The 18,618-nt window shown below is 53.2% G+C and carries 17 protein-coding genes and 1 pseudogene; 4 read left to right on the top strand and 14 right to left on the bottom strand.

Translation table 11 applies throughout. The features are described 5' to 3' along the window. Window position 1 precedes the first annotated feature (1 nt). The 5 genes from sucA to sdhC all read right to left on the bottom strand — a co-directional run bounded on the left by sucA (window position 2) and on the right by sdhC (window position 6,312). A complete protein-coding gene (gene sucA, locus OGX97_RS17390; RefSeq protein WP_003831411.1) occupies window positions 2-2,803 on the bottom strand; it encodes a 2-oxoglutarate dehydrogenase E1 component in 2,802 nt (933 codons plus the stop codon). A gap of 265 nt (window positions 2,804-3,068) precedes the next feature. Beyond that, window positions 3,069-3,785 (bottom strand): succinate dehydrogenase iron-sulfur subunit SdhB, encoded by a 717-nt coding sequence (gene sdhB, locus OGX97_RS17385; protein WP_286592644.1) that lies wholly within the window; start codon window positions 3,783-3,785, stop codon window positions 3,069-3,071. Between the two features lie 15 nt (window positions 3,786-3,800). Further along, complete coding sequence (gene sdhA / locus OGX97_RS17380; RefSeq protein WP_003022919.1) at window positions 3,801-5,567, bottom strand: succinate dehydrogenase flavoprotein subunit; 1,767 nt, start codon at window positions 5,565-5,567, stop codon at window positions 3,801-3,803. Continuing rightward, a complete protein-coding gene (sdhD, locus tag OGX97_RS17375) occupies window positions 5,567-5,914 on the bottom strand; it encodes a succinate dehydrogenase membrane anchor subunit (protein ID WP_003831408.1) in 348 nt (115 codons plus the stop codon). Before sdhD ends, sdhA begins: the two co-directional genes overlap by 1 nt. Next, entirely contained in the window at window positions 5,908-6,312 is a 405-nt protein-coding gene (sdhC, locus tag OGX97_RS17370; protein ID WP_003831406.1) for a succinate dehydrogenase cytochrome b556 subunit, read from the bottom strand. The genes sdhD and sdhC overlap by 7 nt, the downstream gene beginning before the upstream one ends. Window positions 6,313-6,695: 383 nt before the next feature. Between sdhC and OGX97_RS17365 the strand changes: the two are divergent. The 3 genes and pseudogenes from OGX97_RS17365 to OGX97_RS17355 all read left to right on the top strand — a co-directional run bounded on the left by OGX97_RS17365 (window position 6,696) and on the right by OGX97_RS17355 (window position 9,515). Continuing rightward, a pseudogene (locus OGX97_RS17365) lies at window positions 6,696-6,806 on the top strand (hypothetical protein). A 203-nt stretch (window positions 6,807-7,009) separates the two neighbouring features. Beyond that, window positions 7,010-8,293: a citrate synthase gene (locus tag OGX97_RS17360; protein ID WP_003831404.1), complete on the top strand. Its 1,284-nt coding sequence runs from the start codon at window positions 7,010-7,012 to the stop codon at window positions 8,291-8,293. 175 nt (window positions 8,294-8,468) lie between these two features. Beyond that, window positions 8,469-9,515 (top strand): AbrB family transcriptional regulator, encoded by a 1,047-nt coding sequence (locus tag OGX97_RS17355; RefSeq protein ID WP_008784134.1) that lies wholly within the window; start codon window positions 8,469-8,471, stop codon window positions 9,513-9,515. Here the strand turns inward: OGX97_RS17355 and nei are convergent. Genes nei through ybgI form a run of 8 tightly spaced genes read right to left on the bottom strand, consistent with a single transcriptional unit; the run spans window position 9,512 to window position 15,807 of the window. Then, the gene (nei, locus tag OGX97_RS17350; protein ID WP_048214670.1) at window positions 9,512-10,303 is read right to left on the bottom strand and encodes an endonuclease VIII; all 792 of its coding nucleotides are present in this window, start codon (window positions 10,301-10,303) and stop codon (window positions 9,512-9,514) included. The genes OGX97_RS17355 and nei overlap by 4 nt on opposite strands. Window positions 10,304-10,317: 14 nt before the next feature. Continuing rightward, window positions 10,318-10,962 carry a pyroglutamyl-peptidase I gene (gene pcp / locus OGX97_RS17345; protein ID WP_100272761.1) on the bottom strand — a complete coding sequence of 215 codons (645 nt, stop codon included), beginning with the start codon at window positions 10,960-10,962 and terminating at the stop codon, window positions 10,318-10,320. 9 nt (window positions 10,963-10,971) lie between these two features. Next, a complete protein-coding gene (locus OGX97_RS17340; protein WP_032942722.1) occupies window positions 10,972-11,967 on the bottom strand; it encodes a DUF979 domain-containing protein in 996 nt (331 codons plus the stop codon). Then, window positions 11,964-12,686, bottom strand: coding sequence for a DUF969 domain-containing protein (locus OGX97_RS17335; protein ID WP_003831395.1), 723 nt, complete (start codon window positions 12,684-12,686; stop codon window positions 11,964-11,966). Before OGX97_RS17335 ends, OGX97_RS17340 begins: the two co-directional genes overlap by 4 nt. 55 nt (window positions 12,687-12,741) lie before the next feature. Next, window positions 12,742-13,476, bottom strand: coding sequence for a 5-oxoprolinase subunit PxpA (gene pxpA / locus OGX97_RS17330; RefSeq protein WP_057067724.1), 735 nt, complete (start codon window positions 13,474-13,476; stop codon window positions 12,742-12,744). Continuing rightward, window positions 13,466-14,398: a 5-oxoprolinase subunit PxpC gene (gene pxpC, locus OGX97_RS17325; RefSeq protein WP_048214672.1), complete on the bottom strand. Its 933-nt coding sequence runs from the start codon at window positions 14,396-14,398 to the stop codon at window positions 13,466-13,468. Before pxpC ends, pxpA begins: the two co-directional genes overlap by 11 nt. Beyond that, a complete protein-coding gene (pxpB, locus tag OGX97_RS17320; RefSeq protein ID WP_003831391.1) occupies window positions 14,392-15,048 on the bottom strand; it encodes a 5-oxoprolinase subunit PxpB in 657 nt (218 codons plus the stop codon). Before pxpB ends, pxpC begins: the two co-directional genes overlap by 7 nt. Before the next feature lie 15 nt (window positions 15,049-15,063). Continuing rightward, window positions 15,064-15,807, bottom strand: coding sequence for a radiation resistance protein YbgI (gene ybgI / locus OGX97_RS17315; RefSeq protein ID WP_003831390.1), 744 nt, complete (start codon window positions 15,805-15,807; stop codon window positions 15,064-15,066). Window positions 15,808-16,096: 289 nt separating this feature from the next. Between ybgI and dtpD the strand changes: the two genes are divergently transcribed. Continuing rightward, window positions 16,097-17,578 carry a dipeptide permease DtpD gene (gene dtpD / locus OGX97_RS17310; RefSeq protein ID WP_008784127.1) on the top strand — a complete coding sequence of 494 codons (1,482 nt, stop codon included), beginning with the start codon at window positions 16,097-16,099 and terminating at the stop codon, window positions 17,576-17,578. Between the two features lie 47 nt (window positions 17,579-17,625). Here the strand turns inward: dtpD and OGX97_RS17305 are convergent, their stop codons facing one another. Then, window positions 17,626-18,540: an Rpn family recombination-promoting nuclease/putative transposase gene (locus tag OGX97_RS17305; protein WP_167819705.1), complete on the bottom strand. Its 915-nt coding sequence runs from the start codon at window positions 18,538-18,540 to the stop codon at window positions 17,626-17,628. Between the last annotated feature and the right edge of the window lie 78 nt (window positions 18,541-18,618).

Raw genomic sequence — 18,618 nt, 5'->3', positions numbered from 1 at the left:
TTTAATCGACGTTCAGCGCGTCATTTACCAGATCTTGTTGCTGCTTCTGGTGAACGGACATATACCCTACTGCCGGAGAGGCAGAGGCCGGGCGACCTGCATAACGCAGAGCTGACCCAAATGGAATTACTTCACGGAAATGATGCTGGCTGCAGTACCATGCGCCCTGGTTGAGCGGCTCTTCCTGGCACCAGACAAAATCATGTACGTGAGCAAATGGTTTCAGCGCTTCCTGCACCGCTTTATGCGGGAACGGATAGAGCTGTTCGATGCGCACAATGGCGACATCTTTTTGGTCGTTCTTGCGGCGTTGCTCCAGCAGGTCGTAATAAACCTTACCAGAACACATCACTACACGCTTCACGCCTTTAGGATCAAGTTCATCTACTTCGCCAATGGCTGGCAGGAAAGTACCATTTGCCAGTTCGTCCAGCGTAGACACCGCCAGCGGATGACGCAGCAGCGACTTCGGTGACATCACCACCAGCGGACGACGCATACCGCGCAGCGCCTGACGACGCAGCATGTGGTAAACCTGCGCCGGGGTAGACGGGACGCAAACCTGCATGTTTTGCTCAGCGCAAAGTTGCAGATAACGTTCCAGACGCGCGGAGGAGTGCTCCGGCCCCTGACCTTCATAGCCGTGCGGCAGCAGCATAACCAGACCGCACATACGGCCCCATTTCTGCTCGCCGGAAGAGATGAACTGGTCGATAACGACCTGTGCACCGTTAGCGAAGTCACCGAACTGTGCTTCCCAGATGGTTAGCGTGCGCGGTTCTGCTGTGGCATAACCGTACTCAAACGCCAGCACCGCTTCTTCAGACAGTACGGAGTCCCATACGCGGAAGGTGCCCTGTCCGTTATGCACATGCTGCAGCGGAGTGTAGGTTGAACCGTTCGCCTGGTTATGAATCACCGCGTGACGGTGGAAGAAGGTTCCGCGACCGGAGTCTTCACCCGACAGACGGACCGGAATGCCTTCGTCAACCAGCGTGGCGTAAGCCAGATTCTCTGCACCACCCCAGTCAAACAGCTTCTCTCCTGCGGCCATGGCCTGGCGGTCGCCGTAAATCTTGGCAACACGCGACTGCATTTCAACCGCTTCAGGTACGGTGCTGATGCGTTTTGCCAGCTCCTGCAGACGCTTCATCTCAACTTTGTTCGGGTAGTTTTCATCCCATTCGTGGTTGAGGTACGGCGACCAGGTGAAGGAGTGCATGTTCATTGGACGCCACTCTTTCACTACGCATTCGCCAGCATCCAGCGCGTCACGGTACAGATTGACCATCTCGGTCGCATCTTCCAGCGTGGCGACCTTGTCCGCTTCCAGCTTATCAGCGTAGATTTTGCGCGGGGTCGGATGCTTTTTGATTTTCTGATACATCAGCGGCTGGGTTGCGCTCGGCTCGTCGGCTTCGTTGTGGCCGTGACGGCGGTAGCACACCAGATCGATGAAGACATCGCGTTTAAAGGTATTACGGAAATCTAGCGCCAGACGCGTCACGAAAGCGACCGCTTCCGGGTCATCCGCGTTCACGTGGAAAATCGGCGCCTGAACCATCTTACCGATGTCGGTACAGTACGGTGTAGAACGCGCATCCAGCGGGTTAGACGTAGTGAAGCCCACCTGGTTGTTGATAACGATGCGAACGGTACCGCCCACTTCGTAACCACGCGCTTTCGACATGTTCAGGGTTTCCTGAACCACGCCCTGCCCGGTAACTGCCGCATCACCGTGAATGGTGATTGGCAGGACTTTATTGCTGCTCGGCTCGTCCAGACGATCCAGACGCGCACGTACGGAACCGATAACCACCGGGCTAACGATTTCCAGGTGCGACGGGTTAAACGCCAGCGCCAGGTGCACCAGACCGCCTTCGGTTTCGATATCTGATGAGAAGCCCATGTGGTACTTCACGTCACCGGTGCCGAGGTGTTCTTTATGTTTGCCCGCAAATTCGTCGAACAGTTCCTGCGGGCGTTTGCCCAGTACGTTAACCAGAACGTTCAGACGACCACGGTGCGCCATGCCCAGTACCACTTCACGGGTACCGCTGTTACCGGCGTGGCGGATCATCTCTTTGAGCATTGGGATTAACGCATCGCCGCCTTCCAGCGAGAAGCGTTTCGCGCCCGGGAACTTAGCGCCCAGGTAGCGTTCCAGACCTTCTGCTGCGGTCAGTTCACTGAGGAAACGTTTCTTCTCTTCGCTACTGAATGCGGCACGGCCAGACTCGATACGCTGCTGAAGCCAACGTTTTTCTTCGGTGCTGGTGATGTGCATGTACTCGGCGCCAATTGGGCCGCAGTAGGTTTGTTTCAGCGCAACAACCAGGTCGCTCAGCTTCATCGTGTCTTTGCCGCCGGCAAAAGAACCTACGTTAAAGCTTTCCTGGAAATCCGCATCGGTCAGATCGTGGAAAGACGGGTCCAGATCGGCCACATTTTCTTGCTGCCACAGTCCCAGCGGATCAAGATTCGCATGCTGATGACCGCGGAAACGATAGGCGTTAATGAGCTGCAGGACTTTAACCTGCTTCACATTGGCATCAGGGTCGGAAATAGAAGAAGAGTAACGTGGGGTAATCAACGCCTGTCGACGGAAATAATCACGTGTTTTTGAGTGAAGTTGATCCGGTTTGACTCCGGTACCAGGTAACTGCTGGAACGTCGAACGCCAGTTAGCATCTACCGAGTCAGGGTCGGTTAAGAAGTCTTCATAGAGCTGTTCTATCCAGCTCTGGTTAGAACCAGAGAGGTAAGAAGAGTCCAACCAGGCTTTCAAAGCGCTGTTCTGCATCGTGATCCCTTAAGCATTTGTATGCTTACTTCGCCGTGGATACTACCACGCACACCGATGTGCGTGCCGGGGTTCACTTGTTGCGGACTGTCGTGTCATCTGCGTCCGCTAAGGAACCTTTAAAAACTGTCTAATAATGTGGCAGTTTTTAGAGGTTTCCTGCACTTATATTGCCTGATGGCGCTTCGCTAATCAGGCCTACAAGGTACGTAACCCGTAGGCCGGATAAGACGCTACGTCGCCATCCGGCAACCACTACAACTACTTACGCACTACGTTTGAGCAGCATCGACTTAATATGGCCGATGGCGCGCGTCGGGTTCAGTCCTTTCGGACATACGCTGACGCAGTTCATGATGCTATGGCAGCGGAATACGCTGAAAGCGTCACTTAAACCTTCCAGGCGGCTGTCGGTCTCGGTATCGCGGCTATCAATTAAGAAGCGATACGCTGCCAGCAGGCCTGCCGGGCCAATAAATTTGTCCGGGTTCCACCAGAATGATGGGCAGGACGTTGAGCAGCATGCACACAAAATACATTCATACAGCCCATCGAGCTTCTCACGCTGCTCTGGCATTTGTAAATGCTCACGAGCTGGCGGATTTTTCCCATTATTCAACAAGTAAGGCTTAATCTTCTCATACTGTGCGTAGAATTGCCCCATGTCTACCACCAAATCGCGCACAACCGGTAAACCCGGCAGCGGGCAAATGACAATTTTTTTGCCCGGCTGATTCAGCGCAGAAATAGGAGTGATACAGGCCAGTCCATTTTTGCCGTTCATGTTCAGACCGTCGGAGCCACAAACCCCTTCACGGCAGGAGCGACGAAACGACAGCGACGGATCTTTTTCTTTCAGCTGCATCAATGCATCCAGCAGCATCATGTCGCGCCCTTCTTCCGCCTCCAGGGTGTAATCCTGCATGCGCGGAGCGTCGTCAACATCCGGGTTATAGCGATAAACTGAAAACTCGAGTTTCATTGTCCTGTCTCCGCATTAATAAGTACGAATCTTCGGCGGGAATGCCGGGCGCAGCTTCGGTTCCATATTGACTTGACGTCGCGTCATGGATTCCGACTCTGGCAGGTACAGGGAATGGCACAGCCAGTTTTCATCATCACGTTCCGGGAAGTCGAAGCGGCTATGCGCGCCACGGCTTTCGGTACGGAAGTTTGCAGATACTGCAGTGGCGTACGCGGTCTCCATCAGGTTATCCAACTCCAGACACTCAACGCGCTGGGTGTTGAACTCGCTGGAGGTATCGTCCAGACGGGCATTTTTCAGGCGTTCGCGGATCGCTTTCAGCTCTTCCAGACCTTTCGCCATCGCATCGCCTTCGCGGAATACCGAGAAGTTATGCTGCATACATTCTTGCAGCGCTTTGCGAATCGCCACCGGGTCTTCACCGTTACGGTTACCGTTCCAGCGGTTCAGACGCGCCAGAGAAGCGTCGATTTCATCTTCGGTCGCATCCAGCAGGTCACCCTGCTCAGCGATGGACTCCTGCAGATGCAGACCAACCGCACGACCAAATACTACCAGGTCCAGCAGCGAGTTACCGCCCAAACGGTTGGCGCCGTGAACCGATACGCAGGCGATTTCGCCGACGGCAAACAGCCCAGGGATCACCACATCTTCGCCCTGCTCATTCACGGTCAGCGCCTGGCCAGTTACTTTGGTCGGAATACCGCCCATCATATAGTGGCAGGTTGGGATAACCGGAATCGGCTCTTTGACCGGGTCAACGTGAGCAAAGGTACGAGACAGTTCGAGAATGCCCGGCAGACGGGATTCCAGCACTTCTTTACCCAGGTGGTCGAGTTTCAGTTTGGCGTGCGGACCCCACGGGCCGTCGCAGCCGCGACCTTCGCGAATTTCGATCATGATGGAACGCGCCACCACGTCACGACCCGCCAGGTCTTTCGCATTTGGGGCATAACGCTCCATGAAGCGCTCGCCATGTTTGTTCAGCAGGTAGCCACCTTCACCACGGCAGCCTTCTGTTACCAGAACGCCTGCACCGGCGATACCGGTTGGGTGGAACTGCCACATCTCCATATCCTGCACCGGCACGCCAGCGCGGATAGCCATACCAACACCGTCACCGGTATTGATGTGGGCATTAGTAGTGGACTGATAAATACGGCCAGCACCGCCGGTGGCCAGCACGGTCGCACGGGCTTTGAAGTAAACCACTTCACCGGTTTCGATACACAGCGCAGTACAACCGACAATTGCGCCATCGGCGTTTTTCACCAGGTCCAGCGCATACCACTCGGAGAAGATGGTGGTATGGTTTTTCAGGTTCTGCTGATACAGCGTGTGCAACAGCGCATGACCGGTACGGTCGGCCGCTGCCGCAGTACGAGCCGCCTGCTCGCCGCCGAAGTTCTTCGACTGGCCGCCAAACGGACGTTGATAAATTGTGCCATTGTCGAGGCGAGAGAACGGCAGCCCCATGTGGTCCAGCTCCAGAATCGCTTCCGGACCGGTTTTACACATATATTCAATAGCGTCCTGGTCACCAATGTAGTCCGACCCTTTAACGGTGTCGTACATGTGCCATTCCCAGTTATCTTCATGGGTATTACCGAGCGCAACGGTGATGCCACCCTGCGCTGATACGGTATGGGAACGGGTTGGGAACACTTTGGAGAGCAGCGCACAGGTCTGACCGCTCTGGGAAATTTGCAGCGCCGCGCGCATACCTGCGCCGCCGGCACCAATCACAACAGCATCAAATTCTCTGACTGGCAGTTTCATTACACACCCCACACCACAACAAATCCATAAATGACGTAAACCACCAGCGCAACGACGATAGCCAGTTGCAGAATCAGGCGCACAGCCAGAGGTTTAACGTAGTCGGTCAACACCTGCCACATGCCAATCCAGGCATGAATCAAGATGGAGAAGAGTGCCAGCAGGGTGAAGACTTTGGTGAATGCCGATGAGAAGAAACCGGTCCAGACTTCATACGTCAGCTCGCCGCTGGTGGCGAAGAAACCGACCATATAGATGATGTATAACGTCAGAACGATAGCGGTAGCACGGACCAGAATGAAGTCATGTACGCCGTTGCGTCCTAATGCGGAGGCGTTGCTTACCATACGAGGACTCCTGCGAGAAGTGAAAGCACGACAATGATAACGAAACAAATTTTGGCGGAGCGTGTCCCTGCTTCGAGGGTTTCTTCGATATAGCCAAAATCCATCAACAGATGGCGAATGCCCATTACGGCGTGATATGCCAGCGCAATCAGGATCCCCCACAGAATTAACTCCACAAAGAAGTTATTCATAATGGATGACGCGGTGAGGAAACCTTCAGGGGAGGAAAGGCTGGTACCCAATAACCACAACAGAATCCCGACCGCCACAAAGGTGATCACTCCGGATACGCGATGGAGAATGGACGCTATCGCCGTGATTGGGAACCGGATCGTTTGCAGATCCAGATTGACAGGTCTTTGTTTTTTCACATTTCTTATCATGAATAACGCCCACATGCTGTTCTTATTATTCCCTTTAGACTTCGGGTACAGAAGATGAAGACACCTGTAGCCTGAAAGACGACGGGATTTCCTTCCTCCGGTCTGCGTGCGGGTCAGACAGCGTCCTTACTATAACTACGCGTCATATAAAACACTGCTTCCAGATGCTAAAACGACACGTTACAACGCTGGTTGGCTCGGGATTGCAGGGTATTCCGGAGACCTGGCGGCAGTATAGGACGTTCACAAAATCATTACAATTAACCTACATATAGTTTGTCGGGTTTTATCCCGAACAGTGACATAGGTCACGATAACAACATTATTTTAATTTTTAATCATCTGATTTGACAATCATTAAACAAAGTTGTTACAAACGACACCAGAAAAAGCATATAATGCGTAAAAGTTATGGGGTCACTCTTTCACCGGAGATTTAGTTATGTAACAGTGTGGAAGTATTGACCAATACCTTCAGGACAGTTATTAGTGATAGACAGGTTAAATAATTCGGATTGCTAAGTTCTTGATTTGCAGTTTATTCGCCATGAAAAGACCGTTTTACCTGCAAGCGCCCATAGCTCTGTACCCAGGTCATCCCCTCTTTCGCAGAGCGGCGAGCCAAATAACAAACTGGTAACGGTTTATTGATGCACGAAGGCAAATTTAAGTTCCGGCAGTCTTAAGCAATAAGGCGCTAAGGAGACCGTAAATGGCTGATACTAAAGCAAAACTCACTCTAAATGGTGACGCTGCTATTGAACTGGATGTGCTGAAAGGTACGCTCGGTCAAGATGTTATTGATATTCGTAGCCTTGGCTCAAAAGGGATGTTTACTTTTGACCCAGGTTTCACCTCTACTGCATCCTGCGAATCCAAAATTACTTTCATCGACGGTGATGAAGGTGTTTTGCTGCATCGCGGCTTCCCGATTGACCAACTGGCGACCGAGTCCAACTATCTGGAAGTGTGTTATATCCTGCTGTACGGCGAAAAACCGACTCAGGAAGAGTACGACGAGTTCAAAACCACAGTCACTCGCCATACCATGATCCACGAGCAGATCACCCGTCTGTTCCACGGTTTCCGCCGCGACTCTCACCCGATGGCCGTTATGTGCGGTGTAACCGGAGCGCTGGCAGCGTTCTATCATGACTCGCTGGATGTAAACAACGCGCGTCACCGTGAAATCGCCGCCTTCCGCCTGCTGTCCAAAATGCCAACCATGGCAGCGATGTGCTACAAATATTCCATCGGGCAGCCGTTCGTGTACCCACGTAATGATCTCTCCTACGCCGGTAACTTCCTGAACATGATGTTCTCTACGCCGTGCGAAAAATACGAAGTGAATCCGATTCTGGAACGCGCAATGGACCGTATCTTAATCCTGCACGCTGACCACGAACAGAACGCCTCAACCTCTACCGTACGTACCGCGGGCTCTTCTGGCGCTAACCCGTTTGCCTGCATCGCGGCAGGTATTGCTTCCCTGTGGGGACCGGCACACGGCGGCGCAAACGAAGCTGCGCTGAAAATGCTGGAAGAAATCAGCTCTGTTAAACACATTCCGGAATTTGTTCGCCGCGCGAAAGACAAGAATGATTCCTTCCGCCTGATGGGCTTTGGTCACCGTGTTTATAAAAACTATGACCCGCGCGCTACCGTCATGCGTGAAACCTGCCATGAAGTACTGAAAGAACTGGGTACCAAAGATGATCTGCTGGAAGTAGCGATGGAACTTGAGCACATTGCGCTCAACGACCCGTACTTCATTGAGAAGAAACTCTACCCGAACGTAGACTTCTACTCCGGCATCATCCTGAAAGCGATGGGTATTCCGTCCTCCATGTTCACCGTGATCTTCGCCATGGCACGTACCGTTGGCTGGATTGCACACTGGAACGAAATGCACACCGACGGCATGAAAATCGCGCGTCCGCGTCAGCTGTACACCGGTTACGACAAGCGCGATTTTAAGTCTGATATTAAGCGTTAATTGTCTGCCGGATGGCGCTAGCGCTTGTCCGGCTTAAAATTATAAACGCTCTCAGGTCGGATAAAGCAGTGATGCCTGTGTCCGGCCTGTTTTTATTTGATCCAAATTATTTTATTCTTATCGTGCTTTCTCTATGATTTACTGAGATTTCTCACATTTTACTCAGGAGCATGGGATGCCTGTTTTGCAGTGGAGCCTGTTGTTTGTGCTATCGCTCCTTCTTTCCCTGCTCTTTCTGTTTATCCATCTTCCAGGCCCCTTGCTGCTCGGTTCGATGATCGTCGGCATCATCTTCAGTATGCGCGGCATCTCGCTGCATCCTCCTCGTTGCACATTTCTTGGCGCACAGGCGATTCTCGGCTGCATGATTGCCCAAAATCTGACCGGTTCAATCTTCACAACCCTTGCAGCCCACTGGCCGATGGTGATCGTTATCCTGCTGGCTACCCTTATCAGCAGCGCGATAATCGGCTGGCTGCTGGTTCGCTATAGTAATCTACCGGGGAATACCGGTGCGTGGGGCTCGTCACCAGGCGGTGCAGCGGCAATGGTCGCAATGGCCCAGGATTATGGCGCCGACATCCGGCTGGTGGCGTTTATGCAGTATCTGCGCGTACTGTTGGTGGTCGGCGCGGCAGCGCTGGTCACCCGGCTGGTGATGGGCGACCAGGCCCAAACGGTCAGTGAACAAATCATCTGGTTTCCGCCACTAAGCGGCAATCTTTTCAGCACTCTGATGCTGGCCGCCGTTGCCGGCACGGCTGGACGCCTACTGCGTATTCCCTCTGGCGTTATGCTATTGCCAATGCTGGTGGGTGCCATGCTGAATGCAAGCGGAGTGATGGTGATTGAACTGCCGGAATGGCTACTGGCAATAGCCTATATGTCAATTGGCTGGCAAATCGGTCTTGGCTTTGACAAGCAGATCTTTTTAATGGCATTACGACCACTGCCACAGATCCTGTTGTCTATTTTTTCACTGATGGCGATCTGCGCAGCCATGGCCTGGGGACTGGCGCATTACATGCAGATCGATTTTCTCACTGCCTATCTGGCAACCAGTCCTGGAGGAGTGGATTCTGTTGCGGTGATCGCCGCAGGGAGCCACGCTGATATGGCGCTCATCATGGCGATGCAAACCCTGCGACTGTTCAGCATTTTGTTAACTGGCCCCGCAGTCGCGCGTTTTATTTCGGTGCACGCACCAAAACAACCCGCTTAGTGCTGACAACCCGGGCACCAGTAAAAGGGGCGCGAAGAGAGCATCGTTTTCTCGATTATTCCACCACAACGCTCACAGGTTTCGCCATCCCGATGAAAGACCTTAAAGCGAAACAACGCACCGTGATGTTTATTCTCGTCGACCAGGCCGCGGGTAGTATAAGACAGCCGCGGAATATCAAGCAGCGCATGTGCCAGTTTATCCAGTTGCTCATCACTAAGCTGCGACGCTTTATGCTGCCCGGTCAACCCAACCTGCCAGAGGATCTCTACCCGCAGGTAGTTACCTAATCCCGCCAGAAATGCCTGGTCCAGTAGCAGACCAGAAAACTGGCGATTGCGAAAACGCGGAGATAACAGACGCGCTTTAACCTCATCGGGCGTTAAACGTAAATCCAGTACATCTGGCCCTACCCGTTGCAGGAACGGATGGGTGGAGAGCTGTTCTGGCGTCAGCATTTCGATATCAGACGCGCTATAGAGCAGGATAGTTTTGTCGTGTGTCTGCAGCCTGACACGCAGTACCCGTGAAGTTTGCGGAATTTTGCCGGTATCCACCACTCGCCACACGCCATAGAGCTGATTGTGACTGTACAGCGTCAGGCCATTAGAAAAATGGGTCAGTAATGCTTTCCCCCGCGTTTCAAGCTGGGTAACACGTTGCCCAATCAGTTGAGATTGATACGGTTTTAACTGCTCAAAGGCAAACCAGACATCCGTCAGGGGTTTGCCTTTGACTGCCGCCTCCAGGTTATCCGCCGCGCGGCGGATCTCCGGGCCTTCAGGCATAATACTTTCCTTTGTTAATGTGTTGCACCGCCCGTCACTGCGATATCGCTTTCCACCTGCAAGGCGGTGGCAATCGCAATCTCCAGCGCACGGCGCACCGTTTCTGTCGCCATACTTGGCGCCCCGGGATGCTGTGCAGCCTGTTGCGGCAAATAAGGGATATGAATAAAGCCGCCCTTCACCGCCGGTACGTCGCGTAGTTTATGCAGCAGGCCATACATCACATGGTTACACACGAAAGTACCCGCAGTCTGGGAAACCGAGGCCGGAATTCCCGCGTTGCGCATGGAGACAACCATCGCTTTAATCGGCAACGTACTAAACCATGCCGCCGGGCCATCGACTACAATCGGCACATCGACCGGCTGTTGCCCCTGGTTATCCGCAATACGCGCATCGTCAACGTTAATCGCCACACGTTCCACGGTGATATCCGTGCGACCACCCGCCTGCCCCACCGCCAGCACCAGTGATGGCGACAACGCGTCAATCGCGGCATTGAGTACAGCGAGAGACTCGCCAAAGACACACGGTAGTTGGCGGGCTATTACGCGGCATCCACCGATAATAGCATTGTCGAGGCTCGAGACCACTTCCCAGGAAGGGTTAACTGACTCGCCGCCAAAGGGTTCAAATCCCGTGATGAGTACTGTTTTCATCCTTCCTCCTTACAGGAACATCAGGAAATACATCAGGAACACGTTGACCAGCAGCAGCAGTATGCCGGTTGGCACCTGCGCTTTAATCACCGCATTTTTGTCCGGTAGTTCCAGCAACGCTGCAGGAACAATATTAAAGTTCGCCGCCATCGGCGTCATCAGCGTCCCACAATAGCCGGAGAACATACCAATCGCCGCCATTACCGCTGGGTTGCCGCCGTGTTGCAGTACGAGGATTGGAATACCAATCCCAGCGGTCACGATCGGGAAAGCAGCAAACGCATTACCCATAACCATGGTCAGCAATGCCATGCCGATGGTGTACACCGCCACCGCGATAAAGCGACTATCCACCGCCAGATATTCCTGCGTCAGGTATGAAATGCCGCTACCGACACCCGCCGCTGTAAACAGCAGCCCAAGCGTAGCCAGAATCTGCGGCAGAATGAACGCCCAGCCAATGGAGTCCAGCAGACGGCGTGCCTCCTGAATCGGTTGATGCACCCGCTCATGGGTCATTTTTATCGCCATCGCCAGACCAATCAACGAGCCCGCTGTCATTGAAAAGAGCGTTACCAGCGTGGCGTGATTACCCGGCCCGAACAGCGCATCCTGTAAGCCCGGAATATGGTTGAACATCAGTACGCCAATGACCGTTACCACCGGAATCGCTAATGCCGGGAAAAACAGGCGGTTGCCCAGGCGGCTGGCGCTTTCTTCGCGCTGTTGCTGCGTGCGTTGATGGTAGCTTCCCAGCTTCACACCGCCAAAACCCGCGATCAGGGCCAGCACGACCACCGCAACGCCGACGGCAATATGCACTGCGCGTTTATCGCCAAACAGCGAGTATGTCCAGTCACCAAGCAGAAACAGTACGCCATATATGCCCCAAAACAGGCCTGTGGTGAAACGGCGCGGGTTTGCTTTGTCCTGCCAGGACATCAGCGCCACAATCAGTAATACCGCACCTGCCAGCCAGTAGAGATAGCTTTGTTGAAAATTCATTTCGCTTCCCCTTTCGCTGCGGCATTCGCTTTCGCCACTTCACGTTGCAAATAGCTATCCAGACGCCACAAACGCGTGCCGTGGATCAGGAAAGCACAAATTGCCGTCGGGATCCCCCACAAGGCGATATGCAGCGGTTCGGTCTGGATCCCACCAGACTCCAGCATAAAGTTGTGCATGAATATGATCGCGCCGAAGGCAACAAAGATATCTTCACCGAAAAACAGCCCGACGTTATCGGTCGCCGCTGACATTGCGCGCAGGCGATAGCGAACCGCGCCGGGTATCTCGCCGTGATTTTTCTCGGCGGCCCCTTCCGCCATTGGCGCCAGCAGCGGGCGCACCATCTGCGGATGCCCCCCCAGGCTCGTCAACCCTAACGCAGCGGTCGCTTCACGAATGAACAGATAGACAATAAGCAGACGGCCACTGGTGGCACTGCGGATTTTCGCAATCCACGCCTGAGCGCGCTCTTTGAGTCCGTGACGTTCCAGCAGGCCAATAACCGCCAGTGGGATCAGCAGGATAAACGGCAGGTTGCGGGTGTTAAGAAAACCTTCACCCAGCTTCTCGAGGATGGTGGCGATCGGCATATGCGCCGCCAGTCCCGTGACGATCCCGGCAATAATAACCACCAATACCGGATTAAAACGTAAAAGAAATCCGACCACGATGACGGCGATCCCCGTCAATGGCCAGAGAGAAATTACCTCTCCCATAATTCATTCCCGTATATGTTGTTGTGTAATATATTGTTGTTTTGTATGGTAAATCTTATGCACCAATTTCAATATTGCATGCATTAAAGGCGCTACGCAAGCGACGGGCAAAAGCGAGTGCGTGCTCGCCATCCCCATGAATGCATACCGTCTGGGCGGTTACGCTTGCCCATGTTCCACTTTGGCTTTTTACTCTGCCGGATTGCACCATTTCTAACGTTTGCGCCAGCGCCTGCTCTTCATCCTCAATCAGTGCGCCCGGCTGGCTGCGAGGTACCAGACTGCCATCGGCCTGATAACCCCGATCGGCAAAAACCTCCTGACGCGTTATCAAGCCATAGTGTTCTCCAGCGCGAATCAGTTCGCTTCCCGCCAGCCCGACCAGAACCAGCGACGGATCGCAGGCATGAACCGCTTTCGCAATCGCATCGGCCAATTGAGGATCTTTCGCCGCCTGGTTATAGAGCATGCCATGCGGTTTGACATGGCGCATCACGCCACCTTCTGCCCGCGTGATGGCAGCCAGCGCGCCAATTTGATACAGCGTCTGTGCATACACCGTTTGTGCAGGCAGGGTCATGGCGCTACGACCAAAATTTTCCCGATCCGGAAAGCTGGGGTGCGCGCCTACCGCCACACCATTTTTTAACGCATCACGCACGCTTGAGAGCATAGTTTGCGCATCGCCGGCGTGAAACCCACAGGCGATGTTGGCCGATGACACCAATTGCAGCAACGCTGCATCGTTCGCACATCCCTCACCGAGGTCTGCATTGAGATCAATTTTCATTGTTAAGTCGCCATGCTAACTGTTCCAGATAACGCTGCTGGTCGTACCGCGCCTTCAGCGCTTCCTCCAGCGAACACTGCACAAAATGAATCGGCTGACCGAGCGGGATCTGCGCCAGATGATACATATCTGCCTCGATAATACAGGCGATGCGCGGATAGCCACCCGTCGTCTGAGCATCGTTCATCAGCACGATTGGCTGACCATTATGCGGAACCTGCACCACGCCGGGGAGCAAACCATGCGACAGCAGCTCGCGATCGGTCGTGCGCGTCAGCGGCTGCCCCTGAAGACGATACCCCATACGGTTACTTTGTGGGCTAAGCTGCCACGGCGAGCGCCAGAAAGAGGCCTGAGATACCTCATCAAACTCCTGATATTCAGGGCCGGGCAGTGCACGAATGAGATTACCCCACATCAGTTGTTTTACACCTTGTGGCCCGCTGAATTGCCGGGTCGATACGCCAATCGCCAGTCGATCGCCATCACGCAGCAGACGCCCTTCAAACCCACCAATGCCCACTTTCAGATCGGTACTACGCGAACCCATCACTTCGGGAACATCAATACCGCCCGCTACAGCCAGATAACTGCGCATACCATGAAGAGGTCGTTTTAGCGTCAGGCGCTGCCCGGCTTTTACTGGTAACCGCCATCCGCTCCATACGGGAGTTCGATCCAGATGCGCTTCGCATCCGGCACCGGTCAGGGCAAACCAGCCATCGGCTTCAAACTCCACCACCAGTTGCCCCAGCGTGATTTCCAGCGCTGCGGCATTCGCATCATTACCCACCAGCAGGTTAGCCACGTTCAGCGCCGGTTTATCCAGCGCGCCACAGTGACTAATTCCGGATTGACGAAAACTATGGCGTCCCCCGTCCTGTACTGAGGTGTACATGCCAGCGCGGATGATGTTTAACATATCCCCTCCTTCTGCGGGACAAAACGCACGGTATCGCCAGCCCGTAACAGAATCGGCTCCTCCCGTTTTGGATCAAATAACGAAACGGAGGTACGCCCAATCAATTGCCATCCACCGGGTGTGGCAAGCGGGTAGATCCCCGTTTGAGATCCACCGATACCGACAGAACCTGCCGGAACAAGCAAACGCGGTTCCGCACGTCTGGGGGTATGCAGCTGTTCAGGTAAGCTCCCGAGATAGGGAAATCCCGGCTGAAAACCGATAAACCACACCACATAGTCAACTGACGCATGAAGTTCGACGACCTGCTTGTCGCTTAATCCACTGTGTCGGGCGACCTCTGCCAGATCAGGGCCAAACTCACCACCATAGGTCACAGGTATTTCAATAAAACGTGAATCCGGCTCCAGTGCTTCGCTCTCTTCCCACCAGCGCTGCAGGCGTTCAATCGCATCCAGCGCCAGCGTTTGCGGGTCGCGTAGAGTAACCGTGATATTGTTCATTCCCGGAATAGCTTCAAGCACATTCGGGGCGTCAACTAAACGCTGAGCCAGACGCCAGATGCGTTTCTGAGTCGCCAGCGTGATGGGGGGCTCCAGTTCAAGAACCACCGCCGTTTCACCTAACAGATAACAACGCGCTCGCTGCACTTTCATCCCTCTTTATTACGCTGGATTAGGTATATCGATAAAGGTTACGTCCAGATCGGTATTTTCATTCAGCCATTCGCTTAATGCGCGAATGCCGCCGCGTTCGGTCGCATGGTGACCGGCAGCATAAAAATGCAGCCCCTGCTCGCGGGCTGAGTGAATGGTTTGCTCAGAGACTTCACCGGTAATAAAGGCGTCGACACCAAATCGGGCTGCGCTATCAATAAAACTTTGACCGCCACCGGTACACCAGGCAACGCGCTGAACTTTCTCCGGCCCGGTATCACCGCACCATAACGGTTTACGGCCTAAACGCGCTTCAATCCACGATGCCAGCTCCAGCCCCGGAACCGGCATGGAGAGTTCTCCCCATGGCACCAGCGGTTCAATTTCCCCCATCACGGTGATTCCCAACAGCGCGGCCAACTGCGCGTTATTCCCCAATTCCGGGTGTGCATCCAGCGGCAAGTGCCAGCCATACAGGTTGATATCATTTTCTAACAGCGTTTTCAGACGATTGCGCTTCATGCCGCGAATAACCGGAGATTCGCCTTTCCAGAAATAGCCGTGGTGAACAATAACCGCATCCGCTTGCTGGCGTACCGCCTCGTCCAGCAATGCCTGGCTTGCAGTCACACCGGTCACGATTTTATGCACCGTCTCTTTGCCCTCAACCTGCAAACCATTCGGCGCATAATCGCTAATGGCGGCGCTGTTTAGTTTGTCGTTGATCAGTTGTTCCAGTTCGGTGTTTTTCATCATCGTCCTCGTAGTCATCATTTCTGCCTGCTCAATCAGCAACACAGCTTAGGTTAAAATAGCGTCCCCGCCTGCGTTCGTCGATAGCCATTTCACTGACACATAAAGAAACAATCACACCCGCTTTGAACGTGATTTGCTTACCACTACGCGATCTAATTCATGTATATTTATGCAATCAGACAGCATATTGCAAAAATAATCAGATCTGTATCAAAGTTACAACTTTAAGGAAACACACTCGCGCAGCACGTTCAGCCAGTCGCGAGGCATTTACTTCGAGAAAATAATGAATAAACAAGCATCTCAACCACGGGCGATATACTACGTTGTCGCGCTACAAATCTGGGAATACTTCAGTTTTTACGGTATGCGTGCGCTGCTGATCCTGTATCTCACTAACCAGCTTAAGTACGACGATAATCACGCATATGAACTGTTCAGCGCCTACTGCTCGCTGGTCTATGTCACCCCTATTCTCGGGGGATACCTGGCCGATAAAGTGCTCGGCAATCGAATGGCGGTGATGATCGGCGCATTTTTAATGGCGGTGGGACATCTGGTATTAGGTGCCAGTGAAATGGCTCCGGCGTTCCTCTATTTGTCGCTGGCGATAATTGTCTGCGGTTACGGTCTGTTTAAATCAAATATCAGTTGCCTGCTGGGCGAGTTATATCAACCTGAAGACCCGCGTCGCGACGGTGGATTCTCTCTGCTCTACGCCGCCGGTAACATCGGTTCGATCATCGCACCAATTGCCTGCGGATACGTGCAGGAAGAGTACAGTTGGGCGATGGGCTTTGCGCTGGCTGCCATCGGCATGCTGGCAGGGCTGGTGATTTTCTTATGTGGTAATCGCCATTTCGCCCACACCACCGGCGTCAACAAGGCCGTTCTATGTGCTAAAACCTTTATTCTGCCAAACTGGGCCTGGCTGTTAGTTCTGCTAGTTACCACACCGCTGCTGATTACCGTGCTGTTCTGGAAAGAGTGGTCCGTTTATGCACTGATTGTTGCCACTGTTATTGGTCTGGCAGTTCTGGCGAAGATTTATCGCCAGGCACAGACGCAGAAACAACGCAAAGAGCTGGGGCTTATCGTCACGCTGACCTTCTTCAGCCTGTTGTTTTGGGCCTTTGCTCAACAGGGCGGCAGTTCGATCAGCCTGTATATCGACCGCTTCGTTAACCGCGATATTCTGGGGTATTCCGTCCCTACCGCGATGTTCCAGTCGGTTAACGCTTTTGCCGTTATGCTGTGCGGTATCGTACTGGCGTGGGTAGTCAAAGAAAGCGTGAGTGGCAATCGTACCGTACGTATCTGGGGTAAATTTGCCCTTGGCCTCGGCTTAATGAGCGCTGGGTTCTGTATTCTAACCTTGAGCGCTCGCTGGTCCGCTGCTTACGGCCACTCTTCCATGCCGCTGATGGTACTTGGGTTGGCGGTCATGGGCTTTGCCGAACTGTTTATCGATCCGGTGGCAATGTCACAAATTACGCGTATTGAGATCCCTGGTGTTACCGGCGTATTAACCGGCATTTATATGCTGCTTTCCGGTGCCATCGCCAATTACCTGGCAGGTGTTATCGCCGATCAGACCTCACAAGGCTCGTTTGATGCTGCGGGCGCTATCAACTACTCCATCAATGCCTATATTGATGTCTTTAGTGAAATTACCTGGGGCGCGCTGGCCTGTGTGGTGCTGGTGCTGCTGATTTGGCTGTACCAGTCACTTAAGTTCAGAAACCGTTCACTGGCGGTAGAATCCTGAGTGTAGGGGCCCGATGATGTAATCTGATTCGGGCTTTTTTTCAGGAATTACGCATAGCTGGCAGTCAACTCCTCTTCAGAAAGACCTGTAACCAGAAGCACCATATTGCGATCTATTCCCTGCTCCAACATAGTTTGCGCTATACGTAATGCGGCTTCTCGTTTGCCTTGCTGCAACCCTCGCTGCAACCCTTCCTGTAATCCATCTAAGCGTAACCGCTCGGCAATCGTCATCAGCTTCTCCTTATGTTGGGGGATCCGTTGCGCCATCTCTTGTATAAATTCATTAAAGCGAGATTCATCGCCGGATTGCAGGATGTAATTAAACATCGCCTGTAGTTGCGTGTCATTAGCGCACCCTGTAAGTAACAGCGTGGCCAGTTGATCTACCAGCCCCATCAAATCCCGCTGACGGATATGTTTTTGCATTAGTTCCAGCAGTGCCATTCGCCTGTGAGCCATGATTTCGTCATCGGGCACCACTGTGATATCCACCAATGGAAATGCGCTGGCATAAAGTTGCCGTGCCGTTACAGGATCGGTAAACGCATCAAGCCAGCACAGTGAGTACGGATACGGACTTCGACAGCCATGATAAAACAGCATGGGTATCACAATCGGCAGTTCTTTGTGCCCGGCATCCAAATGACGCTGCATCGCCGCTATTGCGTAACGCAGCAGACGAAAAGCCATATGCGGATCGGCTGAACTCTGGTGTTCTATAACCACGTATACATAACCTTCACCATCGCGCGTATGCACAGACCAGAGCACGTCGGAGTAGCGGGTACGTAAATCCGCTTCAATAAAGCTTTCTGACTCCAGCTTCAGCGTATTTAAATCGCAAAGCGTTTGCAGATCTGCGGGTAGATGAATTTCGAGGAAGTCCCGAGCTGTTTCTGGATGATGTAAAAACGTTTTAAATACCGCATCGTGCGGTGTAGATGTCGTTGGTGTTGTCATCAAATTCCGTCACCTGAATGAAGATGACGGCACTTTACTGCTGGCGGAAAACATCTTCATCAAGGCATTAGCAGCCTT

This window comes from Citrobacter sp. Cpo061 (genome assembly GCF_030332845.1).
In the GTDB taxonomy this organism is placed as follows: domain Bacteria; phylum Pseudomonadota; class Gammaproteobacteria; order Enterobacterales; family Enterobacteriaceae; genus Citrobacter; species Citrobacter portucalensis.
This window is presented reverse-complemented; position numbering and strand designations above follow the sequence as displayed.